General features: G+C 69.9%; 19 protein-coding genes. 12 read left to right on the top strand and 7 right to left on the bottom strand.

Annotation, left to right across the window (positions count from 1 at the left end):
* Positions 1 to 68: 68 nt before the first annotated feature.
* From L3Q67_RS00620 to L3Q67_RS00610, 3 genes are all read right to left on the bottom strand, one after another.
* Positions 69 to 1,424: an FAD-binding protein gene (locus tag L3Q67_RS00620; protein ID WP_499187631.1), complete on the bottom strand. Its 1,356-nt coding sequence runs from the start codon at positions 1,422 to 1,424 to the stop codon at positions 69 to 71.
* Positions 1,425 to 1,443: 19 nt separating this feature from the next.
* Entirely contained in the window at positions 1,444 to 3,600 is a 2,157-nt protein-coding gene (locus L3Q67_RS00615) for a hypothetical protein (RefSeq protein ID WP_499187630.1), read from the bottom strand.
* A 110-nt stretch (positions 3,601 to 3,710) separates the two neighbouring features.
* Complete coding sequence (locus L3Q67_RS00610; RefSeq protein WP_499187629.1) at positions 3,711 to 5,516, bottom strand: fatty acid desaturase; 1,806 nt, start codon at positions 5,514 to 5,516, stop codon at positions 3,711 to 3,713.
* Positions 5,517 to 5,750: 234 nt separating this feature from the next.
* Here L3Q67_RS00610 and tig point away from each other — a divergent pair, with 234 nt between their 5' ends.
* The 6 genes from tig to L3Q67_RS00580 all read left to right on the top strand — a co-directional run bounded on the left by tig (position 5,751) and on the right by L3Q67_RS00580 (position 11,394).
* Complete coding sequence (gene tig, locus L3Q67_RS00605) at positions 5,751 to 7,172, top strand: trigger factor (RefSeq protein WP_499187628.1); 1,422 nt, start codon at positions 5,751 to 5,753, stop codon at positions 7,170 to 7,172.
* Positions 7,173 to 7,268: 96 nt separating this feature from the next.
* A complete protein-coding gene (locus L3Q67_RS00600; protein WP_209664861.1) occupies positions 7,269 to 7,877 on the top strand; it encodes a ClpP family protease in 609 nt (202 codons plus the stop codon).
* Between the two features lie 26 nt (positions 7,878 to 7,903).
* Positions 7,904 to 8,533, top strand: coding sequence for an ATP-dependent Clp protease proteolytic subunit (locus L3Q67_RS00595; RefSeq protein ID WP_395905233.1), 630 nt, complete (start codon positions 7,904 to 7,906; stop codon positions 8,531 to 8,533).
* A 217-nt stretch (positions 8,534 to 8,750) separates the two neighbouring features.
* Positions 8,751 to 10,046 (top strand): ATP-dependent Clp protease ATP-binding subunit ClpX, encoded by a 1,296-nt coding sequence (gene clpX / locus L3Q67_RS00590; RefSeq protein ID WP_113696774.1) that lies wholly within the window; start codon positions 8,751 to 8,753, stop codon positions 10,044 to 10,046.
* 26 nt (positions 10,047 to 10,072) lie between these two features.
* Positions 10,073 to 10,375: a hypothetical protein gene (locus L3Q67_RS00585; protein ID WP_499187627.1), complete on the top strand. Its 303-nt coding sequence runs from the start codon at positions 10,073 to 10,075 to the stop codon at positions 10,373 to 10,375.
* Positions 10,376 to 10,440: 65 nt separating this feature from the next.
* Complete coding sequence (locus tag L3Q67_RS00580; RefSeq protein ID WP_499187626.1) at positions 10,441 to 11,394, top strand: sensor histidine kinase family protein; 954 nt, start codon at positions 10,441 to 10,443, stop codon at positions 11,392 to 11,394.
* Here the strand turns inward: L3Q67_RS00580 and L3Q67_RS00575 are convergent.
* The gene (locus L3Q67_RS00575; protein WP_499187625.1) at positions 11,351 to 12,226 is read right to left on the bottom strand and encodes an alpha/beta hydrolase; all 876 of its coding nucleotides are present in this window, start codon (positions 12,224 to 12,226) and stop codon (positions 11,351 to 11,353) included. The two genes, L3Q67_RS00580 and L3Q67_RS00575, sit on opposite strands and share 44 nt — an antisense overlap.
* 215 nt (positions 12,227 to 12,441) lie before the next feature.
* Positions 12,442 to 13,269, bottom strand: coding sequence for a formate dehydrogenase accessory sulfurtransferase FdhD (gene fdhD / locus L3Q67_RS00570; protein WP_499187624.1), 828 nt, complete (start codon positions 13,267 to 13,269; stop codon positions 12,442 to 12,444).
* 98 nt (positions 13,270 to 13,367) lie between these two features.
* Between fdhD and L3Q67_RS00565 the strand changes: the two genes are divergently transcribed.
* The 4 genes from L3Q67_RS00565 (at position 13,368) to L3Q67_RS00550 (ending at position 18,216) form a co-directional block, all read left to right on the top strand.
* The gene (locus tag L3Q67_RS00565) at positions 13,368 to 14,726 is read left to right on the top strand and encodes an OFA family MFS transporter (protein WP_499187623.1); all 1,359 of its coding nucleotides are present in this window, start codon (positions 13,368 to 13,370) and stop codon (positions 14,724 to 14,726) included.
* Positions 14,726 to 14,839 carry an MFS transporter small subunit gene (locus tag L3Q67_RS00560; RefSeq protein ID WP_499187622.1) on the top strand — a complete coding sequence of 38 codons (114 nt, stop codon included), beginning with the start codon at positions 14,726 to 14,728 and terminating at the stop codon, positions 14,837 to 14,839. The genes L3Q67_RS00565 and L3Q67_RS00560 overlap by 1 nt, the downstream gene beginning before the upstream one ends.
* 108 nt (positions 14,840 to 14,947) lie before the next feature.
* Positions 14,948 to 17,458 carry a M14 family metallopeptidase gene (locus tag L3Q67_RS00555; protein ID WP_499187621.1) on the top strand — a complete coding sequence of 837 codons (2,511 nt, stop codon included), beginning with the start codon at positions 14,948 to 14,950 and terminating at the stop codon, positions 17,456 to 17,458.
* Positions 17,455 to 18,216, top strand: a complete 762-nt coding sequence (locus tag L3Q67_RS00550; RefSeq protein ID WP_499187620.1) for an SDR family NAD(P)-dependent oxidoreductase — start codon at positions 17,455 to 17,457, stop codon at positions 18,214 to 18,216. The genes L3Q67_RS00555 and L3Q67_RS00550 overlap by 4 nt, the downstream gene beginning before the upstream one ends.
* Here the strand turns inward: L3Q67_RS00550 and L3Q67_RS00545 are convergent.
* Positions 18,202 to 18,810 carry a GNAT family N-acetyltransferase gene (locus L3Q67_RS00545; protein ID WP_499187619.1) on the bottom strand — a complete coding sequence of 203 codons (609 nt, stop codon included), beginning with the start codon at positions 18,808 to 18,810 and terminating at the stop codon, positions 18,202 to 18,204. The genes L3Q67_RS00550 and L3Q67_RS00545 overlap by 15 nt on opposite strands.
* A 54-nt stretch (positions 18,811 to 18,864) precedes the next feature.
* On the opposite strand from L3Q67_RS00545, the gene L3Q67_RS00540 reads away from it, so the two are divergent.
* The gene (locus L3Q67_RS00540; protein ID WP_499187618.1) at positions 18,865 to 19,539 is read left to right on the top strand and encodes a GOLPH3/VPS74 family protein; all 675 of its coding nucleotides are present in this window, start codon (positions 18,865 to 18,867) and stop codon (positions 19,537 to 19,539) included.
* 7 nt (positions 19,540 to 19,546) lie between these two features.
* Here the strand turns inward: L3Q67_RS00540 and L3Q67_RS00535 are convergent, their stop codons facing one another.
* Complete coding sequence (locus L3Q67_RS00535) at positions 19,547 to 21,853, bottom strand: FdhF/YdeP family oxidoreductase (protein ID WP_499187617.1); 2,307 nt, start codon at positions 21,851 to 21,853, stop codon at positions 19,547 to 19,549.
* A gap of 63 nt (positions 21,854 to 21,916) precedes the next feature.
* Here L3Q67_RS00535 and L3Q67_RS00530 point away from each other — a divergent pair, with 63 nt between their 5' ends.
* A complete protein-coding gene (locus L3Q67_RS00530) occupies positions 21,917 to 24,541 on the top strand; it encodes a valine--tRNA ligase (RefSeq protein ID WP_499187616.1) in 2,625 nt (874 codons plus the stop codon).
* Positions 24,542 to 24,830 lie beyond the last annotated feature (289 nt).

The following is a 24,830-nucleotide window of genomic DNA, read 5'->3' as shown; positions in this document are numbered from 1 at the left end:
GCAGCTGAGTTCCACACTTGGGTAGCCGAGTTCCACGTTCGGGCAGCTGAACTCCACATTCGTGACGGTTACGGTAGGGGGGTGCGTAGGCCTTGGCCGGAGCCGAAGAGGGTGTGTGGGTCGTGGGTTCGGCGGGCGGTGGTGAGTGCGTCCCAGGCTGGGCCGAACTGGTCGGCCCAGTCCGCCGGGGTCATCGGCAGTGAGTTCGACGGGTACACCGTGCCGCCCAGTGCCTTCGCCTGCTGGTACAGCCGGATGTTCAACGTCGTCAGCCGCGCGTTTTCCACCGGGTCGGCGGGCTTTCCGGTGCGCAGCAACGAGAACAGCCACACCAGCTCCCCGGCGGGCACACGCAGCAGTGGCGTGTTCAGCGCGCTCGCCCGCACCGGGTACAGCATCACCAGGCCGGTGCCGCCGAGGTCCTCGCGCCGGGTCGTGGCGAGCGTGTCCGCGACCACCGGGCCCACCACCTCGTCCGGCAGGAAGACGTTCAGCCACGGGTGCGGGTGGAACCAGCTGCCCTCCGCGCGCAACGCGGCTTCGCCTTCCGCCATCCGGTTCAGGAAGTCGAAGTACGTGGTGTCCTCGACCTCCATCCGCTCGAAACGCAGGTCGTCCAGGGAAGCGGTCGAATACGTGACCGCTTCGAGCAGGTGCGTCCATTCGCCTTCGTCGAGGAGCGACTGGCCTTCCACGTAGTCGAACCGGCCGTCGCGCACGACCGTGCGCTGGTCGGCTAGGAAGGCGTCGAGCGAGCGGTAGTACAGCTTCCAGCGCCGGGCGGTCGGCGGCGCGGGCACCAGGCGCAGCCGCACCTTGGTGATCACCCCGCACAGGCCGAGCCCGCCACGCACCGCGTCGAACAGTTCCGAACCCGGCCCGCAGGTCACCACCTCGCCGGAGCCGGTGACCACTTCCAGTTCGAGGACGTTGTCGGTCTGCGTGCCGTGGTGGTGCGCGGCGCCGCCGATGCCGCCGACCACCAGCGTGCCGGCGACGGTCAGCTCCAGGTAGTCGGTCAGCACGGGCGGGGTCAGCCCGTGCGGCAGGGTCAGGTCGAGGACCTCGCACCAGTGCGCGCCCGCGTCCACGACCGCTGTCTCGCCGTCGAGTTCGCGCACGGCCGGCATGGTCCGCATGTCCAGCACGATGCCGCCCTCGGCCTGCTCCTGGCCGAACGGCGAATGCCCGGCGCCGCGCGCCGAAACCGGCAGGCCGTGCTCACCGGCGAAGGTCATCACAGCGGTGAGGTCGGCGAGCGAAGCCGGGCGCACCACGGCCGCGGGCCGCCGGTGCACGAGGTGCCCGAAATCCTGCGCGGCAAAAGCGAGTGTGGCCTCGTCGCGTACGACCTCGCCGTCCGGGACGGACAGCCAGCCGATGCTCGGCCCCGGACCGCGGTCGCTTGGCTGTCCTGGTTCCATGTGCGCGAGGCTACCCGGCTCAGTCCTCCGCTTCGATCTCTTCGAGCGTTTCCTTGGCCTGTCGCCGGATCCCCGCCAGCACCGACGGGTGGAGGCTCTTGCTCTCGAACGTCCTGACCAGCTGCCGCAGCACGTCGCGGGCCTGCTCCGGATGACCGGCCTTCGCCTCGGCCATGGCCTGCGTGCGCATGGCCAGGTTGAGCGTGAGGTTGTCGACGCCTTCCTCGTCCGCCAGTGAAGCTTCGGCGACCTGGCCGAGCAGCGCGGCCGCCTCGGTGCCGTTCGCCTCGCGCAGGTGGAGCACCTTGTCCGCGGTCAGCTCCTTGAAGTCGCGTTGCTGGTTGACGCCCTTGACCAGGCGCCCGTAGACCGCCAGCGGGTGGTCCGGGAAGTCGTCGAGCAGGGTGTCGATCGCGGATACGCCTTTGCTGAGCTGGCTCGCGTCGGATCCGAGCAGCGCGAGCAACTGGCCCTGTTCCTCACCGAGCAGCAGTTCGGCCGCGGCCTCGTCCTCGCGCGAAACCGGTGGGCGCACGCGGATCCGCAACACCGGCGACAGCACCCGCGAGCCGTCGCCCGCGATGTAGGTGGCGCGCAGGCGGTACGTGCCGGGTGCTTCGAACAGGAAGCCGTCGGCACCGAAGCCGATGTACGCGCTTTCGTACAGCGCGGGGGTTTCCACGCCCACTCGGACCGAGCGGGCTTCGTCGACGCAGTGCCGCAGCAACGGCCGGTAGAGCGTGGTCCGCCCGGACGGCTGCTGCACGGCGATCGACACCAGGTCGTCGTTCGGGTGCAGGTAGCCGTGCGTCGACCGGCCGCGCAGTTCGGTGCCCGACAGCTTCAGTTCGACCACCACCGGCTCCCCGTAGGCGAACCCGGGTTTCGGCGAGCGCAGTTCCAGTGCCAGCCCCGAGTTGTCGACCACCGGCTGGTCGAACAGATTCGGGTCGATGTCGGCGGCCCCGGTGCCGAAGGCGTTGGCGCCCATGATCACGTCGCGGTGGAAGCCGTGGCGCAGGTGCACCAGTTCGTTGTCGGTGAACTGGAACGGGAAGGCCGCCCAGTACGCCGCCGCGCCGCCGGGACCACCGGCCGCCTGCTGGTACTTCCAGTCGTAGTTCATCCACGACAGGTCGCCGAGGCCGCCGTTCGGCCCGAGCGGACCCGGTGGCACGCCGAGGTTCTTCTGCCACGAGTGCAGCAGGTTGAACGCGTGCCCCAGTTCGTGGACGTAGGTGCGCAACTGCGAGCGCTGGGTGGCCGCGTCCGTGCCGCCGATGGCGTCGTGGAACACGGCCGCGCCTTGGCGCTGGAAGGCGTCGCCGTAGTCGAACATGATGCCGCGAGCCCCGCCGTCGTGGGCGGTGGCGACCAGCATCCACACCTGCCAGCGCGGTGCTTCGCTGAAGACGCTGAAGTGGTTGACCATGGCCGCGTGCAGTTCGGCGTCGCTCCACTTCGCGTTCGCGCCCGCGCCGATGACCGGGATGACGTTGGTGTCACCGGTGGTCAGCAGTTCGACGCCGGCTTCGGCGAACGCGCCGGGCACGGTCAGCACCCGCGCCGGGCTGCCGGACGGCCGCGGCAGCGAACCGGTGTCGTAGGCGAGGAAAGGCACCGCGCCGGCGACGGAATCCTGTTCGTAGGAAACGGTCCGGAAGAAACCGGATTCGAAGGCGCAGGAAAACAGCGCACCCACCGCACCCGAGCCGGTCAGGAATTCCACCGTCGCCGGATGCGGGGATTCGACGCCTTCCGCGCGTTTGACGGCCAGTCGGATTTTCGGCGCACCCGCAGCCCATGTGAACGTGCCCGCGCCTTCGGCTGAAACTTGGGCCGCCGTGGTGGTCACCGTCGGCGAAGGCACGATGAACGAACCGAAATAGGCCGTGGTGGAGCCGGAAACGGTGAAGAAGTCACCGCTGATCCGGCGGGTCGGCCGATTCCCGTCCACGTCCACGCGCAGGGTCAGCAGCCAACTGCCGTTCGTGCCGCGATAGCGCCCGTGCACCGCCCGCCGGTCCGCGACGGCCGTCGGGATCGGCCGCGGCGCAGCCGTGGGGAGGACGGGATCGTCGTCGGCCGCCACCTCCGGCGTGGCTTCCGCGGGCGTGGGCCGGTCGAGCGTGGTGGTTTCCGCGCCACCCACCGTCGGATCGGAGGTTTCCAGCATGACGGGCCCCTTCCGCAGGGGGAATGGTGTGGCTGCCGATGTGGCGCGATGAGGGTACGGCCATCCGGTGCCCGCGAACCCCGTGTCCGGCGCGAAGCACCCGGATGGAGCTACGACAACCGGATCGGCGGATCGGCCCGGCGGGTGAGCAGTTCGGCCACCGGTTCCGGCTGGGTGTCCACATCGAACGGTTCGTGGTGCACGCATTCGGCAGGCACGTCGTGCTCGGCGAGCACGCGCAGGGTGTGCTCGGCCAGCGTCCGCGGCGCGCAGACGAACCACTCGTCCACCTTCGCCGGGTGCAACCGCCCGTCGAGCAGCGCGGACAGCCGGGCGGTGTCCAGCCTGCCGCGCACGAACTGCTCGTGGGTCACCGCGAGCACCTCGCTGATCGCGTCCACCGGCTGGAAGTCACGGCCCCTGCGCAGTTCGGGGTCCTGCTCGTCGGTGCGGTAGTGGACCACCCGCAGCCTGCCGTCGAATCGCTTCGCCAGTGCGGAAACCTCTTCGGCGAGCATCGTGGTCGAGCCGCTGCGGTTGACGTAGAGCAGCGTGGCCCGGCTGTGCGGTTCGGTGTCCAGCGCGGTGGCGAACATGGTCAGGATCGGTGGCAGCCCACTGCCCGCGGCCAGTCCGACGTAGTGCTGCGAGCGCCGCGGATCGGGTTCGAGGGTGAAGTCACCGGACGGGGGCAGCACGTCGAGCCGGTCGCCGGGGCGCAGCGTGTGGGTGACCACGGTGGAGAACGGCCCGCGCTCCACCCGCTTCACCGCGATCCGCAGTTCACCCGGCGGCGCCGGGCACAGCGCGTAACTGCGGCGCAGCGGTACCCCGTCGACCAGCGCGCGCACGGTCACGTGCTGGCCTGCCACGTAGTCGAAGGTGCTCGCCAGCTCCTCGGGCACCGCGAACCGGACCGCCGCGGCGTCCGCGCCGACCCGCTCCACCTCGGTCACCAGCAGCGAGTGGAACACGCGCAACCGCCGCGGTGGCGGCTCCGCGGGTGGTACGGCGGCCGGTCGCGGCGGGAACCAGCGTGAGGCGCGGTACTCGGCGGCGCTCAGTTCCCGGCCGCCGAAGGTGCGCACCGGGACGCCGAGGTCGAGGTAGGCCTCCACGTTGCGCCGCCACACCTGGCGGTACCGGTAGAACGGGATCGCCGGGTGCAGGTGGTGCACCAGGTGGTAGTTCTGCCCGAGCGTGAGCGCCCCGGCGAGCCGTTCCCGCCCGACGTGCACCCAGGCCACCTGCAGCCGGTCCGGCCCGGGGCAGGCCGGGAGCCCGCGGTGGGGGAACCAGTCGAACAGCGCGACCACCAGCGCCAGCCCGATCCGCTGCGGGACGAGGTAGAGCACCAGCAGTTCCCAGCCGTGGCCACTGGCGATCGCCGTGCACATCGCCGCGATGGCGAGCGTGGCCACCGCCGTGGTCTCGTGCACCTCGCGCGCCGGGCGGTGGTGCAACCGGCCGAGGTAGTGCCACATGAACCAGAAGTCGACGGTGAGCCAGCGCAGCGGCAGCTGCCAGCCGGGGGCGCGGGCGGTCCAGCCCGCCACGTCGGCGCGGCCACCGGGGTTGCGGTGGTGCTCCAGGTGCAGGTGGCGGACCGGTGGGAAGGCACCGTAGGCGGCGACGAACAGCATGCCGAGACGGCCGAGCAGGGCGTTGACCGTGGTCAGCCGTCCGGCGGCGTGGTGCATCGCCTCGTGCGCCACGGCGAACAGGAGCACCGTGGCCAGGCTCTGCAACCCGATCGTGAGCCACAGCGGCGCCAGCCCGGCCAGGGCCAGCCAGGCACCCAGCGCCCACACCGCCCCGCCGCCGGCGAACAGCGCCACCGTCGGTCCCGCGATCGACGGCAGGCTCACCCCGGGAGCGGGCAACTCACGCGCCCCCGGACCGCCGGTTCCGGCCACCTTCCACCCCCCTCGCCACCCGCACAGCGGCACAACAGTGTTACGACACCGCTAACTGTGACCCGAATGGGTGATGTCGGACAAGAGCGAGTTGGCCGGTAGGTCCCGCCCGCCCACAGCGGCGGCCGGACGCTGGCCTAGACTCGGGCGTCCCGGTCCACCTGTGACCTGGGGGCATCCGTCAAGGATCGTTCACTACACCGTCCAACACCGTCACGGCTCGAGGAGAAGAAGTTGAAGAGCACCGTCGAGCAGCTCAGCCCGACGCGAGTCAAGATCAATGTCGAGGTGCCGTTCGACGAACTCAAACCGAACTTCGACCGCGCCTACAAGAAGATCGCGCAGCAGGTTCGGATCCCCGGTTTCCGGCCGGGCAAGGTACCCGCCCGCGTGCTGGAGAGCCGGATCGGCCGCGCGCCGGTGCTCGACGAGGTCGTCAACGAGGTCATCCCGGCCAAGTACCTGGAGGCCGTGCAGGCCGGCGAGGTGCGGACCCTGGGCCGTCCCGACTTCGAGGTGACCAAGCTCGAGGACCGCGACGTGCTGGAGTTCACCGCCGAGGTCGACGTCCGTCCCGAGATCGAGCTGCCCGACTACAGCGGCATCTCGGTCAGCGTGGACGAGGTCGAGCTGGCGGACGACGAGGTCGACGCCGAGCTGGACCAGCTCCGCGCGCGCTTCGGCACCCTGAACGGCGTCGAACGGCCCGCGGAGAACGGCGATTTCGTCTCGGTCGACCTGTCCGCCACCGTGGACGGTGAAGAGGTGCCCGACGCCTCCACCACCGGCCTGTCCTACGAGATCGGCTCCGGTCAGCTCGTCGACGGCATCGACGAGGCGATCATCGGCGCGAGCGCCGGCGAGACCAAGACGTTCACCACGCAGCTGGTGGCCGGCGAGCACGCCGGCAAGGACGCCGAGGTCAGCGTCACCGTGCAGACGGTCAAGCAGCGCGAGCTGCCCGAAGCCGACGACGAGTTCGCCCAGCTGGCCAGCGAGTTCGACACGATCGACGAGCTCAAGGCCGACCTGCGTGAGCGGCTGTCCCGGATGAAGCGGATGCAGCAGGGCGTGCAGGCCCGCGACAAGGTCCTCGAGGCCCTGCTGGCAGGCACCGAGGTGCCCGTGCCGGAGAAGGTGCTCGAGGGCGAGATCGAGAGCCGCAAGCACGACGCGATCCACCCGTTCGACCACGACGAGGAAGCCTGGGCGAAGTCGCTCGAGGCGCAGGGCACCACGGTCGAGCAGTTCGAGACCGAGGCGCGCGAGGAATCGGAGAAGGCCGTCCGCACGCAGCTGCTGCTGGACACCATCGCCGAGAAGGAGGGCGTCGACGTCAACGACGGCGAACTCACCGAGCGCATCATCTACCAGGCCCAGCGCTTCGGCATCAGCCCGGACGAGTACGTGCAGCGGGCCCAGCAGTCCGGCCAGCTCGGCGCGATCTACGCCGACGTGCGCCGCGGCAAGGCGCTGGCCACCGTGGTGCGCAGCGCGACCGTCACCGGTGCGGACGGGGCCGAGGTGGACCTGAGCGATCTGTTCGGCGGCGGCGAGGAGAACACGGACGAGGGTTCTGAGTCTTCTCAGGCTTCGGACACCCCCGAGAACGCCGAGGCTCCTGCGGCCCAGGAAGAGACCGCAAACCAGAAGTAATGCTCTGAGCGAACTTGGGCGGTGTCGGGCATTCCGGCCCGCCCGAGTTCGTTAGGGTCGATTACAAGATCTGAACCGGCGAAAAGGCAGGCACACGTGACGCACCACTTGCCCGAGGCGCGGACCAGCACCGCGGGGCTCAACCTGACCGACTCGGTGTTCGAGCGTTTGCTCGCCGAGCGCATCGTCGTGCTCGGCTCCGAGGTCAACGACGAGGTCGCGAACCGGATCACCGCGCAGCTGCTGCTGCTCTCGGCGGAGGACGGCGAGTCCGACATCCGGTTCTACATCAACTCGCCGGGTGGTTCGGTGACCGCGGGCTTCGCGATCTACGACACCATGCAGCTGATCAAGCCGGACGTGCAGACCTACGCGATGGGCCTGGCCGCCTCGATGGGGCAGTTCCTGCTCTCCTCCGGCGCGCCCGGCAAGCGCTTCGCGCTGCAGCACGCCCGCATCCTGATGCACCAGCCCTCCGCTGGCGTCGGCGGCACCGCCTCCGACATCGCGATCCAGGCCGAGGTCTTCGGCAAGTGGAAGCAGGAGCTGGCGAAGATCACCGCGGAGCAGACCGGACAGACCTTCGAGCAGATCACCAAGGACGCCGACAGGGACCGCTGGTTCACTGCCGAGGAGGCCAGGGAGTACGGCTTCGTCGACCAGGTGCTGACCCGCGAGAACCCGCTGCCGGGTTCGACCAGCTGAGCCGGGAAGGTAGAGGAGAACTTCAGATGAGCAACTTTCACCTTCCGCAGTCCCGGTATGTGCTGCCGTCCTACGTGGAGCGGACCAGCTACGGGATCAAGGAGTCGAACCCGTACAACAAGCTCTACGAAGAGCGCCAGATCATGCTCGGCGTGCAGGTGGACGACGCCTCGGCCAACGACGTGATGGTCCAGCTGCTGCACCTGGAGCACGAGGACCCGGACCGCGACATCACCATCTACATCAACTCGCCCGGTGGCTCGTTCACCGCGCTGATGGCGATCTACGACACGATGCAGTACGTCCGGCCGGACATCGTCACCATGTGCATCGGCCAGGCGGCCTCGGCCGCCGCGGTGCTGCTGGCCGCGGGCACCCCCGGCAAGCGGTTCTCGCTGCCGAACTCGCGCGTGCTGATCCACCAGCCCGCCACCGAGGGCACCTACGGGCAGGTCTCGGACCTGGAGATCCAGGCCGCGGAGATCCAGCGCGTGCGCCGGCTGATGGAGACCACGCTGGCCAAGCACACGAACAGGTCGCTCGAGCAGGTGCGCGAAGACGTCGAGCGGGACAAGATCCTCACCGCCGACCAGGCCAAGGAGTACGGCATCATCGACGAGGTGCTGCCCTACCGCAAGGCCTCGGCGGAGAACTGAGCCGAGACCGGCCGGTCCACCGGTGCGACGCGAGCGCGTGATCGTACCGGCGTTCCGGCCGGTGGCCTCTTCCGGCGCGCCTAGTACCGCTCAGGTCCTCCCGTAGGACGCGCCGGGCGGGTACCGTCAGTGGAAACGCGTCAGAGTCCCGTCGCGACGGGCAGGCTAGAGAAGTCAGGTGCACCCGAGCGCACCGGAGGGGACGAGGTCCACGGTCATGGCACGGATCGGTGACGGCGGAGACCTGCTGAAGTGTTCTTTCTGCGGGAAGAGCCAGAAACAGGTGAAAAAGCTCATTGCCGGCCCCGGCGTGTACATCTGCGATGAGTGCATCGATCTCTGCAACGAGATCATCGAGGAGGAGCTGGCCGAAGCGGGTGACGTCAAACTCGACGAACTGCCCAAACCGGCCGAGATCCACGACTTCCTCGAGCGCTACATCATCGGCCAGGACGAGGCCAAGCGCACGCTCGCGGTAGCGGTCTACAACCACTACAAGCGCATCCAGTCGGATGACAAGACCGGGCCGAAGGATTCCAAGGACGAGCCGGTGGAGCTGGCCAAGTCCAACATCCTGATGCTCGGGCCGACCGGGTGCGGCAAGACCTACCTGGCCCAGACCCTGGCCAAGCTGCTGAACGTGCCGTTCGCGATCGCCGACGCCACGGCGCTGACCGAGGCGGGCTACGTGGGCGAGGATGTGGAGAACATCCTGCTCAAGCTGATCCAGGCGGCCGACTACGACGTCAAGCGCGCCGAGACCGGCATCATCTACATCGACGAGGTCGACAAGATCGCCCGCAAATCGGAGAACCCCTCGATCACCAGGGACGTCTCCGGTGAGGGCGTGCAGCAGGCGCTGCTGAAGATCCTCGAGGGCACCACCGCTTCGGTGCCGCCGCAGGGCGGGCGCAAGCACCCGCACCAGGAGTTCATCCAGATCGACACGACGAACGTGCTGTTCATCGTGGCCGGCGCGTTCGCCGGGCTGGAAAAGATCATCAACGAGCGGGTCGGCAAGCGCGGCCTCGGCTTCGGCGCGGAGATCCGCACCAAGTCCGAGATCGAGAACAGCGACATCTTCTCCGACACCATGCCGGAGGACCTGATCAAGTTCGGGCTCATCCCCGAGTTCATCGGCAGGCTCCCGGTGGTGGCCAGCGTGACGAACCTGGACAAGGAGTCCCTGGTCTCGATCCTGACCACGCCGCGGAACGCGCTGATCAAGCAGTACAAGAAGCTCTTCGAGATGGACAACGTGGAGCTGGAGTTCACCAAGACGGCGCTGGAGGCCATCGCCGACCAGGCGATGTTGCGCGGCACGGGTGCCCGCGGCCTGCGCGCCATCATGGAAGAGGTCCTCCAGCCGGTGATGTACGACATCCCGAGCCGCGACGACGTGGCGAAGGTCGTGATCACCGAGCAGACCGTCCGGGAGAACGTGAACCCGACGATCGTGTCCCGCCAGCCGTCGCGCCGGCAGCGTAGCGAGCGCGGGGAGAAGTCGGCCTGACCAGCCCGGAAAGGCCCCAACCTGCGGTGTTCGACGATCTGCCCCGGCGGATCGTCGACACCGGCAGGCTGGCGAACCCGCTGAACCACCGGATCTTCGCGGTGGTGCTGTTCGTGCTGGTGGTGCTGTGCGTGATCGCCACGGCCACCCGGTCGTCCCTGCTGACGCTGGCGCCGATCCCGCTGTACCTGCTCGGCGCCTTCGGGCTGTGGCAGGTGCGCCGCACTTCGGCGCCACCGCGCCTGCTCGGGTGGTGGGTCGTGCTGCTCAGTGGAACCCTCGGGGGTTTCTGGCTGATGGGCTTCATCGCGAACGCCTTGGATCGGTAGCACGCGGGGAACATCCGGCTAAGCTGGACAACCGGCGTACGACTGGCTCCCCCTTTGGTGGAATCTTGAGTGTGTTCACCCATCCGGCCCTGTTCTACCGCGGCCGCGACGAGTTCCTCACCGGCACCGTGCCCTTCGTGCTCGACGGCCTGGCCGCCGGTGAGCCGGTGGGCGTCGCCCTGCCCGGCGAGCACCTGAGCTGGCTTTCCGGCGAACTCGACGAGGACGCCCGGCAGCAGGTGCACCTGGTCGACATGACCGAGGCGGGCCGCAACCCCGGCCACATCATCCCCGGTGTGCTGCGGGAGTTCGCCGATCGGCACGAGGGCCGGGTCCGGCTGATCGGGGAGCCGATCTGGCCCGGCCGCACGACGGTCGAGTACGAGGCCTGCGCGCAGCACGAGGCACTGATCAACTTCGCCTTCACCGGGCGCCCGGTCACCGTGCTGTGCCCCTACGACGCCGAAGGCCTGGAGCCGTGGGTCCTCGACGAGGCCGCGTGCACCCACCCCGAACTCAGGGATCACTACGGCAGCTGGAGCAGCCGGTCGTTCGCCCCGGAGCAGGTGGTCGACCGCTACAACCAGCCGTTCCCGGTGCCGGTCGAGATCCCGTGGGTGCTTTCGTTCGACCGGACCGGCCTGGGTGGCGTGCGCCGGTTCGCCGGTGATCGCGCGGCGGCGTACGGCCTCGGTGAGGAACGCGTACTGGACCTGACCATGGTGGTCGGTGAGCTCTGCGCGAACAGCCTGCGCTACGGACAGGGGTCCGGGGTGCTGCGCACCTGGCGCGAGGACGGCGCGGTGGTCTGCGAGGTCCGCGACGCCGGGCACATCACCGACCCGCTGGCCGGGCGGCGGCCCGCGTCACCCACCCAGCTCGGCGGGCGCGGCCTGCTGATGGTCAACTACCTCGCCGACCTGGTCCGGGTCCACACCGCGCCGGAGGGCACGCAGACCCGCGTGTACTTCGATCTCAAGCCGGGCGCGCGGCCGGCACGTGCTTCCCGAGGAAGCTGACCACACCGGGGACCACGCTGCGGAAGAAGGCTTCGCCGTGCTTGCCGCGGGCGGTGTGGCCGACCTTCGGCCGGGCTTCGGTGATGAAACGGCGGACGCCGGTGATGAACGCGTCCTCGGTGCCGCACCAGACGCCGGTCGGAATGCCCTGGAGGTCTCCGAGGTGTTTCAGCGGGTCCATCGAGGCCCAGTCGGTGGCGTCGTGGAAGGCGTTGCGCTTGCTCATCTCGTCCCACGAGGTGATCAGCGCGGGGGAGACGGCCGCGACCGCAGCGGGCGGCTGGCGGCGCTGCGCCCGGCGGCGGGCGTAGAGCAGCGCGCCGAAACCGCCCATCGAGGTGCCCGCGCAGGCGAACGGCACGCCGTCCGCGCCGCCGAGGCCGCGTTCGCGCAGCCAGACCGGGACCTCTTCCAGCAGCATCCGCATCGGGTCGTCGCCGGGCACGTGCTCGTGCCAGTAGTTCGTCGGCCCGCCGTCGACGGAGAGGAAGCCGTAAGCCGGGACCGCGCGCCGGGCGACCTCACCGCTGAGCTGGTTGACCAGGCCGCCAGGGGCTGACCGGCGGGCGGAGCCGCCGCGGCCGTGCAGGTAGAGGGAGATGGGCAGGCCACGCTGCGGGGTTTTCGACGGCAGCATGAGCACCAGGTCGACCTCGCGGCCGCGGGCCGCCGAGTACACCCGCTCGACCTTGGTCACGCCCAGTTCGGTGGCGGGGGTGGAGGAGGCCACGCCGAGCGCGCGCTGCATCGCTTCGCTGAACGGCAGGACGCCGGTGGCACCCGCGGCGGCCACGCCGGCGACTCCCAGCGCGGAGCCGCCGGTCAGCAGCACCGAACGGCGGCTGAACCGGCGCCTCCCGCGCCGCTCGCCACCGTCGTGCTCAGCCGGCCCTCGCCCGGTTGAGCCTGCCCCGCCGTCCACTCGCCGTCCTGCCGTTCCCTGCCCCCAGCCGGACGCCAGGACGCGGACGCGTCGAGTGCGGAGCCGACCCTCGACTTCTGCATCGTCGCAGGTGCCGCGAGTGTTTCGCCCGGGATCGGCCGATTTCAGTGACGCCGGACGCGCTCGTCGCGGGTGTAGAGGTTCATGCTGTCGCCGCGCAGGAAGCCGACCACCGTGATGCCCTGCTCAGCGGCCAGTTCCACGGCCAGCGATGAGGGCGCCGACACCGCCGCGAGCAGCGGGATCCCGGCCATCGACGCCTTCTGGACCAGCTCGAACGACGCCCGTCCGGAGACCAGCAGCCCGGCCTGCGGCAGGGGGACCCGGCCTTCGAGCAGCGCCCAGCCGAGCACCTTGTCCACCGCGTTGTGCCTGCCCACGTCCTCCCGCACGACCAGCAGCTCGCCGGTGGCGTCGAACAACGCCGCCGCGTGCAGCCCGCCGGTCGCTTCGAAGACCTTCTGCCGCGAACGCAACTGGTCGGGCAGCTTCGCCAGCAGGTCACTGGACACCGAGAAGTCGCTGTCGCCCGGTGGGAAGCGGGTGCGTAGCTTCACCGCGTCGAGCGCGGCCTTGCCGCACACCCCGCAGGAGGAGGTGGTGTAGAAGTTCCGCTCGACGCCGGTGTCCGGGGCGGGCACGCCCTCGGCCAGCGTGAGATCGAGCACGTTGTAGGTGTTGCGCCCCTGGTCGTCGGTGCCGTCGCAGTACCGGGCGCTCCGGATGTCCTCACGGGAGCCCAGCACGCCTTCGGACAGCAGGAAACCGTGGGCCAGCTCCACGTCGTGCCCGGGGGTGCGCATGGTCACCGCCAGCGCGCGGCCGTCCACCCGGAGCTCCAGCGGCTCCTCCGCGGCCAGCGCGTCCGGCCGGGTCCGCTCACCGCGCGTGGTCAACTTCACCACGGGCTTACGCACGGTCACACGTCCCATTCCTGCCTCCCGCGTTCGGTGGAATACCAGTAGTGCGCTCGGCGCCGATCGGTAATAGATTGCGGCGGCTAAGTATTGAGTCTAGGGAAGGCTCCACCATGGCCGTCGGCTTCCTCGACCGCTCCCGCACCATCGCCCCGCCGGGCTGGAGCCGCTGGCTCATCCCGCCCGCCGCGTTGTCCGTGCACCTCTCGATCGGTCAAGCCTACGCCTGGAGCGTGTTCAAGCCGCCGCTGGAGAAGTCGCTCGACCTGACCGGGACGCAGAGCGCGCTGCCGTTCCAGCTCGGCATCGTGATGCTCGGGCTGTCCGCGGCCTTCGGCGGCACGCTGGTGGAGAAGAACGGCCCGCGCTGGGCGATGTTCGTCTCGATGATCTGCTTCTCCAGCGGATTCGGAGTCTCCGCACTCGGCGTGGCCACCTCCCAGTACTGGCTGGTGGTGCTCGGCTACGGCGGTCTCGGCGGGATCGGGCTCGGCATCGGCTACATCTCGCCGGTGTCCACTTTGATCAAGTGGTTCCCCGACCGGCCGGGCATGGCCACCGGGATCGCGATCATGGGCTTCGGCGGCGGCGCGCTGATCGCCTCGCCGTGGTCCTCGCAGATGCTGCGCACCTTCGGCGACACCACCGGCGGCATCGCCACCACCTTCGCCGTGCACGGGGTGGTCTACGCGTTGTTCATGACGCTGGGCGTGCTGCTGGTCCGGGTGCCCGCCGACGACTGGAAGCCCGACGGGTACCAGCCGAAGGGAGCCGCCGCGGGACGGATGATCACCACCGCGAACGTGTCGGCGAAGAACGCGATCAAGACCCCGCAGTTCTGGCTGCTGTGGGTGGTCCTGTGCTTCAACGTGACCGCGGGCATCGGCATCCTGGAGAAGGCGCAGCCGATGATCGTGGACTTCTTCGAGTCGACGGCCACCCCGATCGCCGCGGCCTCGGCCGCCGGGTTCGTGGCGCTGCTGTCGCTGACCAACATGCTCGGCCGGTTCGTCTGGTCGTCCACTTCGGACCTGGTCGGCCGCCGCAACATCTACCGGCTCTACCTCGGCGCCGGCGCGCTGATGTACCTGGTGATCGCGCTGACCACGAACTCGTCGAAGCTGGTGTTCGTGCTCTGCGCGATGGTCATCCTGTCGTTCTACGGCGGCGGGTTCGCCACCGTCCCGGCGTACCTGAAGGACCTGTTCGGCACCTACCAGGTCGGCGCCATCCACGGCAGGCTGCTCACCGCGTGGTCCGCCGCCGGGGTGCTCGGGCCGCTGATCGTGAACGCCATCGCCGACGGGCAGAAGTCGGCGGGCAAGGACGGACCGGCGCTCTACAGCACCTCGCTCTACATCATGATGGGGCTGCTCGTCCTCGGCTTCGTCGCCAACGAACTGGTCCGCCCGGTCAGCGAGAAGTTCCACGAACCGGCCGCCGCCCCGGCGCGCGCTGGCAAGGAGGCGTGATGAAGACCAACCGCACCGGGCTGCTGATCTTCGCCTGGGTCTGGGTGGGGCTGCCGTTCCTCTACGGCGTGGTGGAGCTGGTCCGGAAGGTCACCCAGCTCTTCGGCGGCTGAGGAAACACCCTTGCCAACTCGTTAGCGAGCCGAAAGACTGACCGGACTTTCCGCTCGTGGAGGTGGCCCGTGTCGTTTTCGCGTTCCGCTCGTGTCAGGGTGCTGGCTGTGCTGGCCCTGGTGACCGGCTTGGCGGTGACCACCGCCCCGGCGCAGGCCGCCCCGGAGCCGCCGCCTCCGGGGCAGTCCCACCGGCAACCCGGCTACGGCCCGGAACGCAACGAGGTCGCCGCGACCGACGCCCCGCCGCAACTGCGCGCGGCGACGGCGGGGGAGAACAGGCAGCGCGGTGACCACAAGGGCTACCCGCGCCAGACCGAGTTGCGGACCTACCCGGCCGATCCCGCGGACAAGTCGATCAAGCTCGGGCTCTCGCCGTACCACGCGCTGGCGCCGAAGCTGAACGAACTCCAGCAGCGCAGCGACCGCATCTCCGTCGAGTTGGCGGGTCAGTCCGGGCTTGGCCGCGACCTGTACCTGGTCACGCTGACCGCGCCCGAGCACCCCGCGCAGAGCTGGATCCAGGACCACTGGCGCGACAAGATCGAGAACGACCCCGGCCGCGCGGCCCGCGACGCGGCGCTGCGTGCCGGGTACAAGACGCCGGTGTGGATCAACAACAACATCCACGGCAACGAGTGGGAGGGCACCGACGGCGCGTTGCGCGTCATCGAGTACCTCGCCACCACCACCGACAAGGCCGCGCTGGACCTGCTCAAGCGCAACCGGGTGTACCTCAACCTGACCGCCAACCCGGACGGCCGGGTCGCGGGCACCAGAGCGAACGCGAGCGGGTTCGACATGAACCGCGACTTCGTCACCGCGTCGCAGCCGGAAACCAGGGCGATGCGCGAGATGATGCTGGGCAAGCAGCCGGTGATGATGCTCGACGAGCACGGCTACGTGGAGAACACGCTGATCGAGCCGACCACGCCGCCGCACGGTCAGAACTACGACTTCGACCTCTACATCGAGCACGGCTACGCGAACGGCCTGGCGATGGAGAAGGCGGTGCAGGCGCTCGGGCACCCCGAAGCGGCGAAGCCGGAGATCCCGTTCCGCGACTACGAGCCGGGTGTCTGGGACGGCTGGGCGCCGATCTACACCGCGCAGTACGCGATGTACCACGGCGCGGTGTCCTACACGATCGAGATCCCGCAGCGGGTCAACAACGACGCCTACAACCTGCCAGCCGCCGAACTGCAGCGGCGGTCGAAGATCAACACCGACGTGGTCGAGGCGACCATCCGCACCACGATCGACTACGCGAACACCCACCGTTCCGAGCTGATCGACAACCAGATCGAGATCTTCCGCCGGGGTGCCGCGGGCGAGCCGCAGCGCCAGCTGCCGGACGGTTTCGTGCCGGGCTTCGGCCCGGAAGACCGCTACACCACGGAGTTCCCGCGTGCCTACGTGCTCCCGGCCGGGGCCGGCCAGCGTTCGGCGCCCGCCGCGGCGCGGCTGGTGGACCACCTGGTGGCCAACGACGTGCGCGTGCAGCGCGCTGAACGGGACTTCCGGCTGGCGGGCAAGAGCTACCCGGCCGGTTCGTACATCGTGGACATGCACCAGCCCAAGCGCGCGCTGGCGAACGTGATGCTGGAGACCGGCGCCGACATCTCCGGCAAGGTCGAGGTAATGTACGACATCTCCGGCTGGAGCCACCGCCTGCTCTGGGGTGCTTCGGTGGACATCTCGAAGGCCGAGGCGCCGGACGTGCGCACCACGCCGGTGACCGTCGCCGCGCCGACCGGTGCGGTGGACGCGGCGCCGGGGCAGGACCTGGCGCTGAGCGTCACCGACGGCAAGGACGTGCTGGCGGTGAACACGCTGCTCGGCCAGGGCCGTCCGGTGCACCAGCAGGCCGACGGCTCGGTGGTGGTGCCCGCTTCGGAACGCGTGGCCGTGCTGGAGGTGGCGAAGAACCTGGGCGTGCGGTTCACCGCGGCACCCGCCGGTGAGCGCGGTCCGGTGCTGCGCAAGCCGGTGATCGCCGGTGCGGTCGCCGCCGACGAACTGCTGGTGCTGCGCGAACTCGGCTTCGAGGTGCGCCCGGTGTCCACGCAGGTGCTCAACAACGGGTTCGACCTGAGCCGGGTGGACGCGTTGTTCGTCTCGTCCGGGCTTTCCTACCCGGGCCTGAATCCGGCGGCGCAGCAGCGGGTGAAGGGCTTCCTCGCCCGTGGTGGCGTGGTCACGCGCGGTGCCACCGGCGCGGCGTTCAACGCGGCCGCCGGACTGCTGCCGGTGACCGCGGTGGCCGGCCGGGAGGACGCCAACGGCGTGGTCTCGGTGACCAACGGGACCGGGCCGATCGCCACCGGCGCACCGGAAAGCTCGTTCGTCTACTCGCCGCTGTGGTTCACCGAGCTCGGCGCGGGTGTGACCGCCGAACAGCGCTACGCCGAGCAGAACCCGCTGGCCGCGGGCCACTGGCTGCCGAACGAGGACGGCCAGGGCCCGGCGCAGGCGGCGGGTGCGGCGGCCGTGGTGTCCGGAGTGGACGAAAGCGGGGCGAAGGCGGTGCTGTTCGGCACCGAGCCGCTGTTCCGCGCGCACCCCAAGGGTCTGTACGCCCAGGTGGGCCGGGCCGTGTTCTGGGCGACCACCCGATGAGCCGGGGAGTACTGGTCACCGGGGCGTCGAGCGGGATCGGCAGGGCGGTGGCGACCGCCTTCGCCGCGCTCGGCGACCGCGTGGCCGTCCACTATGGAGCGAACCGGACGGCTGCCGAGAAGACACTGGCCGAGCTCCCCGGTTCCGGGCACGTGCTGGTGACCGGGGACTTGGCCGATCCGCTAGCGGCCCAGCGGCTCGCCGACGAGGCCGAGGAAGCGCTCGGCGGGGTCGACGTGCTGGTGAACAACGCGGCCGTGGCCACCGGGCCGGAGAACGCGCACACCGTGGCCGGGGTGTCCTATGCGGACTGGCAGGCGGTGTGGCAGCGCATGGTCGGGGTGAACGTCTTCGGCACGGCCAACCTGACGTACTGCGTGACCCGGCACATGATCGACCGGGGTGCGCCGGGTCGGGTGGTCACCATCGGCTCGCGCGGGGCCTACCGCGGCGAGCCGGACCACCCGGCCTACGGCGCCAGCAAGGCGGCACTGCACGCGTTCGGCCAGTCGCTGGCGGTTTCCCTGGCGCCACACGGGATCGCGGTCGCCACGGTGGCGCCAGGGTTCACCGCCACGGATCGGGTCGCGGACCGGCTGGACGGCGCGCAGGGCGACCAGTTGCGCGAGCAGAGCCCGTTCGGGCGCGTGGGCAAGCCGGAGGAGGTCGCCGCGGCGGTGGTCTACCTCGCCTCCGCCGAGGCGGCCTGGGCCTCCGGTGCGGTGCTCGACCTGAACGGGGCCTCACACCTGCGCTGAGGGCTCCCGCCACATCGGGTGGATCTCCGGTCCGTCTTCGGGGAAGCGGATCGGGTCGCCGAGTGCTTCGAACCCGTGGCGGGCGTACAGCGCGCGGTTGCGCGTGGAGCTGGCTTCCAGGTACACGGGCAGGTTCGCGGCGTCGGCGCGCTCAAGCTTGTCGCGCAGCAACGCGCTGCCGAGCCCCTGCCCGCGGTGGGCCGGGAGCGCGCCGATGCACGGCAGGTAGACGTGCGCGGTGTGCGTCGGGTGCCTGGCCTCGGTCAGTTCCGCGACGATCAGGCCCCGCCGGACGAACTCGGCGATCTCCGGTGGGATCTCCAACTCACCGCCGGTGAACGCGTCCCCGCCTTCGCCCGCTGCCCGGTCCAGCCACAGAGAGATCGCGCCGAAGTCCGCCGTGGCGAGCACTTCTCCCTGCTGCAGCGCCTTTTCCACCAGATCGCGGAGGTGGATCGGCATGAGCTGCTTCCGCTGCACGGGATCCGGGATGACCCATTCCGTCACCACCTCGTCGAAGAAGGCTTCCGCGACGGCCTCGGCCGCCCGGTCGAGTTCTTCCGGCCCCACTCGGTGCACCAACGTCTGCGTCATACCGGCTCAACGGGCGACCGGCGCGATCCGTGCCCGGTGGTTAAGGTGGGGCGCATGCTCATCGCGGAAGACCTGGTACTGCTCGTGTTCGACGACGAGACCGGCAAGCCGGACAGCACGGTGACCAACCTGGCGTACGCGCTGGCCGGCGCGCTGCTCATCGAACTCGGCATCGAGAACCGGATCGGGGTCGGCGAAGGCAGCAAGGGACGGCTGGAGCTGCTGGACCGCACGCCGACCGGGCGGCAGGCGCTCGACGACGCGCTGGCCAAACTGGAGAAGTACGAGGGGCGCAAGCCGAAGGACGCGATCGCGCCGCTGTCCGGGCAGAAGCTGACCGAGCGGCTGCTGGAGGGCCTGGCCGAGCGCGGGGTGCTGCGGCGTGAAGAGGGCAAGGTGCTCAAGCTCTTCCCGGTGACCCGCTGGCCCGCCGAGGATTCGGCGCACGAACTCAAGCTGCGTGAGACCTTGAACGCGGTGCTCGTCGACGGTCAGGACCCGGACGAGCGCACGGCCGCGCTGATCGCCGTGCTCGCCGCGATCAAGGCCGCCAGCAAGGTGCTCGACCTGCCCGAGCGCGCCGACCGCAAGGCTGTCGACCGGCGCGCCAAGGAGATCGCCGAGGGCAACTGGGGATCGGTGGCCACCCGCAAGGCCGTCGAGGAACTCACCGCGGCGGTGATGACCGCGGTGATGATCCCCGCGATCGTCACCACCACCGCGCGCTGACCCCGGTTCAGCCCGCGGGCTCCAGGCGCACCACGATCGACTTCGACACCGGGGTGTTCGACTCGTCGGCCACCGAGTCCAGTGGCACCAGCGAATTCGCCTCGGGGAAGTACGCCGCCGCGCAGCCGCGCGCGGTCGGGTAGGCCACCACGCGGAAGCTCGGGGCCCGGCGGTCGCTGTCCGTCCACTCCGAAACGAGGTCGACCAGCGAGCCGTCGGCCACCCCGAGTTCGGTGAGGTCCTCGGCGTTGACGAAGACCACCCGGCGGCCGTCCTCCACCCCGCGGTAGCGGTCGGACAGGCCGTAGATGGTGGTGTTGTACTGGTCGTGGCTGCGCAGGGTCTGCAGCAGCAGCCTGCCCGGCGGCACCACCGGGTACTCCAGCTCGCTGGCGGTGAAGTTGGCCTTGCCGTTTTGGGTCCCGTTGAACTCCCTGGCGTCGCGCGGCGCGTGCGGTAGCACGAAGCCGTCCGGCTGGCGTACGCGCTTGTTGTACTCGTGGCAGCCCGGCACCACGTTCGAGATGTGGTCGCGGATGCGGTCGTAGTCGGCCTCGAAACCGCGCCACGGCACCGGGTGCTCGTCGCCGAGGAGGGCGATCGCCAGCCGGCAGAGGATGGCCACCTCGGACAGCAGGTGCTCACTCGCCGGTTCCAGGCGGCCACGCGAGGTGTGCACCGCCGACATCGAGTCCTCCACGGTGACCACCTGCTCACCGCTGGCCTGCACGTCGCGTTCGGTCCGGCCCAGCGTGGGCAGGATCAGCGCGGTCCGGCCGTGCACGATGTGCGAGCGGTTGAGCTTGGTGGAGACCTGCACGGTCAGCTCGCACGAGCGCAGCGCGCGCTCGGTCAGCTCGGTGTCCGGGGTCGCGGCGGCGAAGTTGCCGCCGACGCCGAAGAACACCTTCGCGCGGCCGTCGCGCATCGCGCGGATCGACCCCACCGTGTCGAGGCCGTGCTTGCGCGGCACCGGGATGCCGAACTCGGCTTCCAGCCCGGCGAGGAACTCCTCCGGCATCTTCTCCCAGATGCCCATGGTGCGATCGCCCTGCACGTTGGAGTGCCCGCGCACCGGGCACAGCCCGGCGCCCACCTTGCCGATCATGCCGCGCAGCAGCGCGACGTTGGCGATCTCCTTGATCGTGGGCACGGCGTGCTTGTGCTGGGTCAGGCCCATCGCCCAGCAGTAGATGGTCCGCTCGGACTCGGCGATCATCCTGGCGACCTTGACGATCTGCTCGCGCGGCAGGCCGGTCGCCTCGTCGACGCGGTCCCAGTCCAGGTCGCCGACGCGCTCGGCGTAGGCGGGGAAGCCGTCGGTCAGCGAGTCGATGAAGTCGTGGTCCAGCACGGTGCCGGGCGCGGCCTTCTCCCAGGCCAGCAGCAGGTGCCCGATGGCCTGGAAGAACGCCAGGTCGCCGCCGAGCCGGATCTGCGCGAACTCGTCGGCCAGCTGGCTGCCCTTGCCGACCAGGCCGCGCACGTTCTGCGGGTTCTTGAACCGCATCAGCCCGGCCTCGGGCAGCGGGTTCACCGCGATGATCTTCGCGCCGCGGGACTTGGCTTCCTCCAGCGCGGAGAGCATGCGCGGGTGGTTCGTGCCGGGGTTCTGGCCGACCACCACGATCAGGTCGGACTTGTGGATGTCGGCCAGGCTCACCGAGCCCTTGCCGATGCCGGTGGTGGCCGAGAGCGCGGCGCCGGAGGACTCGTGGCACATGTTCGAGCAGTCCGGCAGGTTGTTCGTGCCGTAGGAGCGGACCAGCAGCTGGTACAGGAACGCGGCCTCGTTGCTGGTGCGCCCGGAGGTGTAGAACACCGCTTCGTCCGGGCTGTCCAGCCCGCGCAGGTGGCTCGCGACCAGGTCGAAAGCGTCGTCCCAGCTGATCGGCTCGTAGTGGGTGCCGCCCTCGCGCAGCACCATCGGCTCGGTCAGCCTGCCCTGCTGCCCGAGCCAGTACTCGGTGCGTTCCTCCAGCTCCGCGAGCGGGTGGGCGGCGAAGAACTCCGGCCCGACGCGGCGCTTGGTGGCTTCTTCGGCGACGGCCTTCGCGCCGTTTTCGCAGAATTCGGCCAGCTTGCGGTGCTCACCGTCGTCCTCGCGCGGCTCGGGCCAGGCGCAGCCGGGGCAGTCGAACCCCTCGCGCTGGTTGAGCACGCGCAGCGCACGGACGGTCCGCCCGGCGCCCATCTGCTCCTGCCCCCGTTTGAGGGAAACGAAGACCCCGGGCAGGCCCGCCGCCCAGCTCTTCGGCTTGCCCACGGCCAGCCGGCTTTCGTCGATGTCCTGCTGTGGTGCCTTCTCCGTCACACCTCCATCGTGCGCCCTGCCCCGCGACGCCGCGACCCCGGCCGGTTTTCTAGACTTGACAATGTGACCGAGAACGCCTTGCCCCAGTCCGACCTGCCCAACGCTTGGAACCCGGCCGACGAAGAGGCCGCGATCTACCAGCGCTGGGTAGACGCGGGCTACTTCAAGGCGGATTCGAGCTCGGAGAAGCCGCCGTTCACCGTCGTGCTGCCGCCGCCGAACGTCACCGGCAGCCTGCACATGGGCCACGCGCTCAACCACACGGTGACCGACGCGCTCACCCGCCGCCGCCGGATGCAGGGCTTCGAGGTGCTCTGGCTGCCCGGCATGGACCACGCCGGCATCGCCACGCAGAACGTGGTGGAGCGCGAGCTGGCCGGTGAGGGCGTCTCCCGCCACGACCTGGGCCGCGAGAAGTTCGTCGAGCGCGTCTGGGCGTGGAAGGAGGAGTACGGCGGCAAGATCCTCGGCCAGATGCGCCGCCTCGGCGACGGCGTCGACTGGAGCCGCGAGCGCTTCACCATGGACGCCGGGCTTTCGCGCGCGGTGCAGACGGTGTTCAAGCGGCTGTACGAGGACGGCCTGATCTACCGCGCCGAGCGCATCATCAACTGGTGCCCGCGGTGCCGCACCGCGCTGTCGGACATCGAGGTCGAGCACTCCGAGGACGAGGGTGAGCTCGTCTCGATCCGCTACGGCGACGGCGACAACGCCATCGTGGTGGCCACCACCCGCGCGGAGACCATGCTCGGCGACACCGCGGTCGCGGTGCACCCCGATGACGAGCGGTACAAGCACCTGATCGGCACCGAGGTCGAGCTGCCGCTGACCGGCCGGATGATCCCGATCGTGGCCGACGAGCACGTCGACCCGGAGTTCGGCACCGGCGCGGTCAAGGTGACCCCGGCGCACGACCCGAACGACTTCGAGATCGGCCGCCGCCACGACCTGCCGAACCTGACGATCATGGACGAGCGCGCGGTGATCACCGCGTCCGGTCCGTTCGAAGGGCTCGACCGGTTCGAGGCGCGGCCCGCGGTGGTCGCCGCGCTGCGCGAGCAGGGGCGGATCGTCGCGGAGAAGCGGCCGTACCTGCACTCGGTCGGGCACTGCTCGCGGTGCAACACCGTGGTCGAGCCGCGGCTTTCGCTGCAGTGGTGGGTCAAGGTCGAGCCGCTGGCCAAGGCCGCCGCCGAAGCCGTGCGCGACGGCCGCACCAAGATCCACCCGCCGGAGCTGGCCAAGCGCTACTTCGACTGGGTCGACAACATGCACGACTGGACGATCTCGCGCCAGCTGTGGTGGGGGCACCGGATCCCGGTCTGGTACGGCCCGAACGACAAGGTGGTCTGCGTCGGACCGGACGAGGAGCCGCCCTCGGGCGAGGGCTGGTCGCAGGACACCGACGTGCTGGACACGTGGTTCTCCTCCGGCCTCTGGCCGCTGTCCACGCTCGGCTGGCCGGACGAGACGCCGGACCTGCGCAAGTTCTACCCGACCAGCGTGCTGGCCACCGGCTACGACATCCTGTTCTTCTGGGTGGTCCGGATGATGATGTTCGGGCTGTACGCGATGGACGGCAAGCAGCCGTTCGACCACGTGTACCTGCACGGGCTGATCCGCGACGCGCAGGGCAAGAAGATGTCGAAGTCGCGCGGCAACGTGATCGACCCGCTGGACTGGCTGGACCGGTTCGGCGCGGACGCCACCCGGTTCACCCTGGCGCGCGGGGCCAACCCGGGCAACGACATGGCCATCGCCGAGGAGTGGGCGGCCGGTTCGCGCAGCTTCGGCACGAAGTTGTGGAACGCCACCAGGTTCGCGCTGATGAACGGCGCCAACGTGTCGGCGCCGCTACCGCCCGCTTCGGAGCTGACCGAGGCCGACCGCTGGATCCTCGGCAGGCTCGGCGCGGTGGTGTCCGAAGTGGACGAACTGTTCGACGGGTTCCAGTTCGCCAAGCTGTCCGGGGTGCTCTACCAGTTCGTCTGGAACGAGCTGTGCGACTGGTACGTGGAACTGGCGAAGGTGCAGTTCTCCGGTGAGGGCGCGGAAAACGCGCGGCTGGTGCTCGGGCACGTGCTCGACGCGGTGCTGCGGTTGCTGCACCCGATCATGCCGTTCGTCACCGACCGGCTGTGGCAGGCGCTGACCGGCGGGGAGTCGCTGGTCATCGCTTCGTGGCCGTCGGCTTCTTCGGCGAGCTACGCCGACGCGGGGGCGGACCAGCGGATCGCCGACGTGCAGAAGCTGGTCACCGAGGTGCGGCGGTTCCGGTCCGAGCAGGGCCTGAAGCCGGGGCAGAAGGTGGCCGCACGGGTCTCGGGCGCCGGTTACGCCGCGCTGTCCGCGCAGGACGCCGCGATCCGCTCGCTGGTGCGCCTGACCGACGCCGGCGACGACTTCACCGCGAGCGTTTCGCTGGAGGTCGGGCTCTCCGGCGGGGTCGCCGAAGTGGAACTGGACCTCTCCGGCGCGGTCGACGTGGTGGCCGAGCGCAAGCGGCTGGAGAAGGACCTGGGGCTGGCGGAGAAGGAGCTGAAGCAGACCGAAGGCAAGCTGGGCAACCAGGCCTTCCTGGACAAGGCCCCGGACGCGGTGGTCGACAAGATCAAACTGCGCCGGGAAACCGCGCTCAGCGACATCGACCGCATCACCACCCGCCTAGCCGCCCTCCCCACCCCCTGACCCCAGTGGCCCCGGTTCACCCCACCCAACGTGAACCGGGCCCACCCCCGCCCCCCACACCCTCGAACACCCGAGCCCAACGTTCGCGCGGGCGAGCCCCACCTTGGTGCGCGCGAACTCCACACTCGTGCAGCTGAGTTCTACTTTCAGGCAGCCGAGTCCCACGTTCGCGCACCCGAGTCCCACACTCAGGTTGGCGAGGTCCACGTTCGGACAGGCGGGCCCACTTCGGGTTCGTGAGTCCTACGTTCGCGCGAGCGAGTTCTACGTTGGTGCATGCGAACTCCAC

The sequence above is a fragment of the Saccharothrix sp. AJ9571 genome (genome assembly GCF_021725495.1).
GTDB classification, from domain to species: domain Bacteria; phylum Actinomycetota; class Actinomycetes; order Mycobacteriales; family Pseudonocardiaceae; genus Amycolatopsis; species Amycolatopsis magusensis.
The sequence above is the reverse complement of the archived record's forward strand: the minus strand, read 5'-3'. Positions and strand labels throughout refer to the sequence as shown.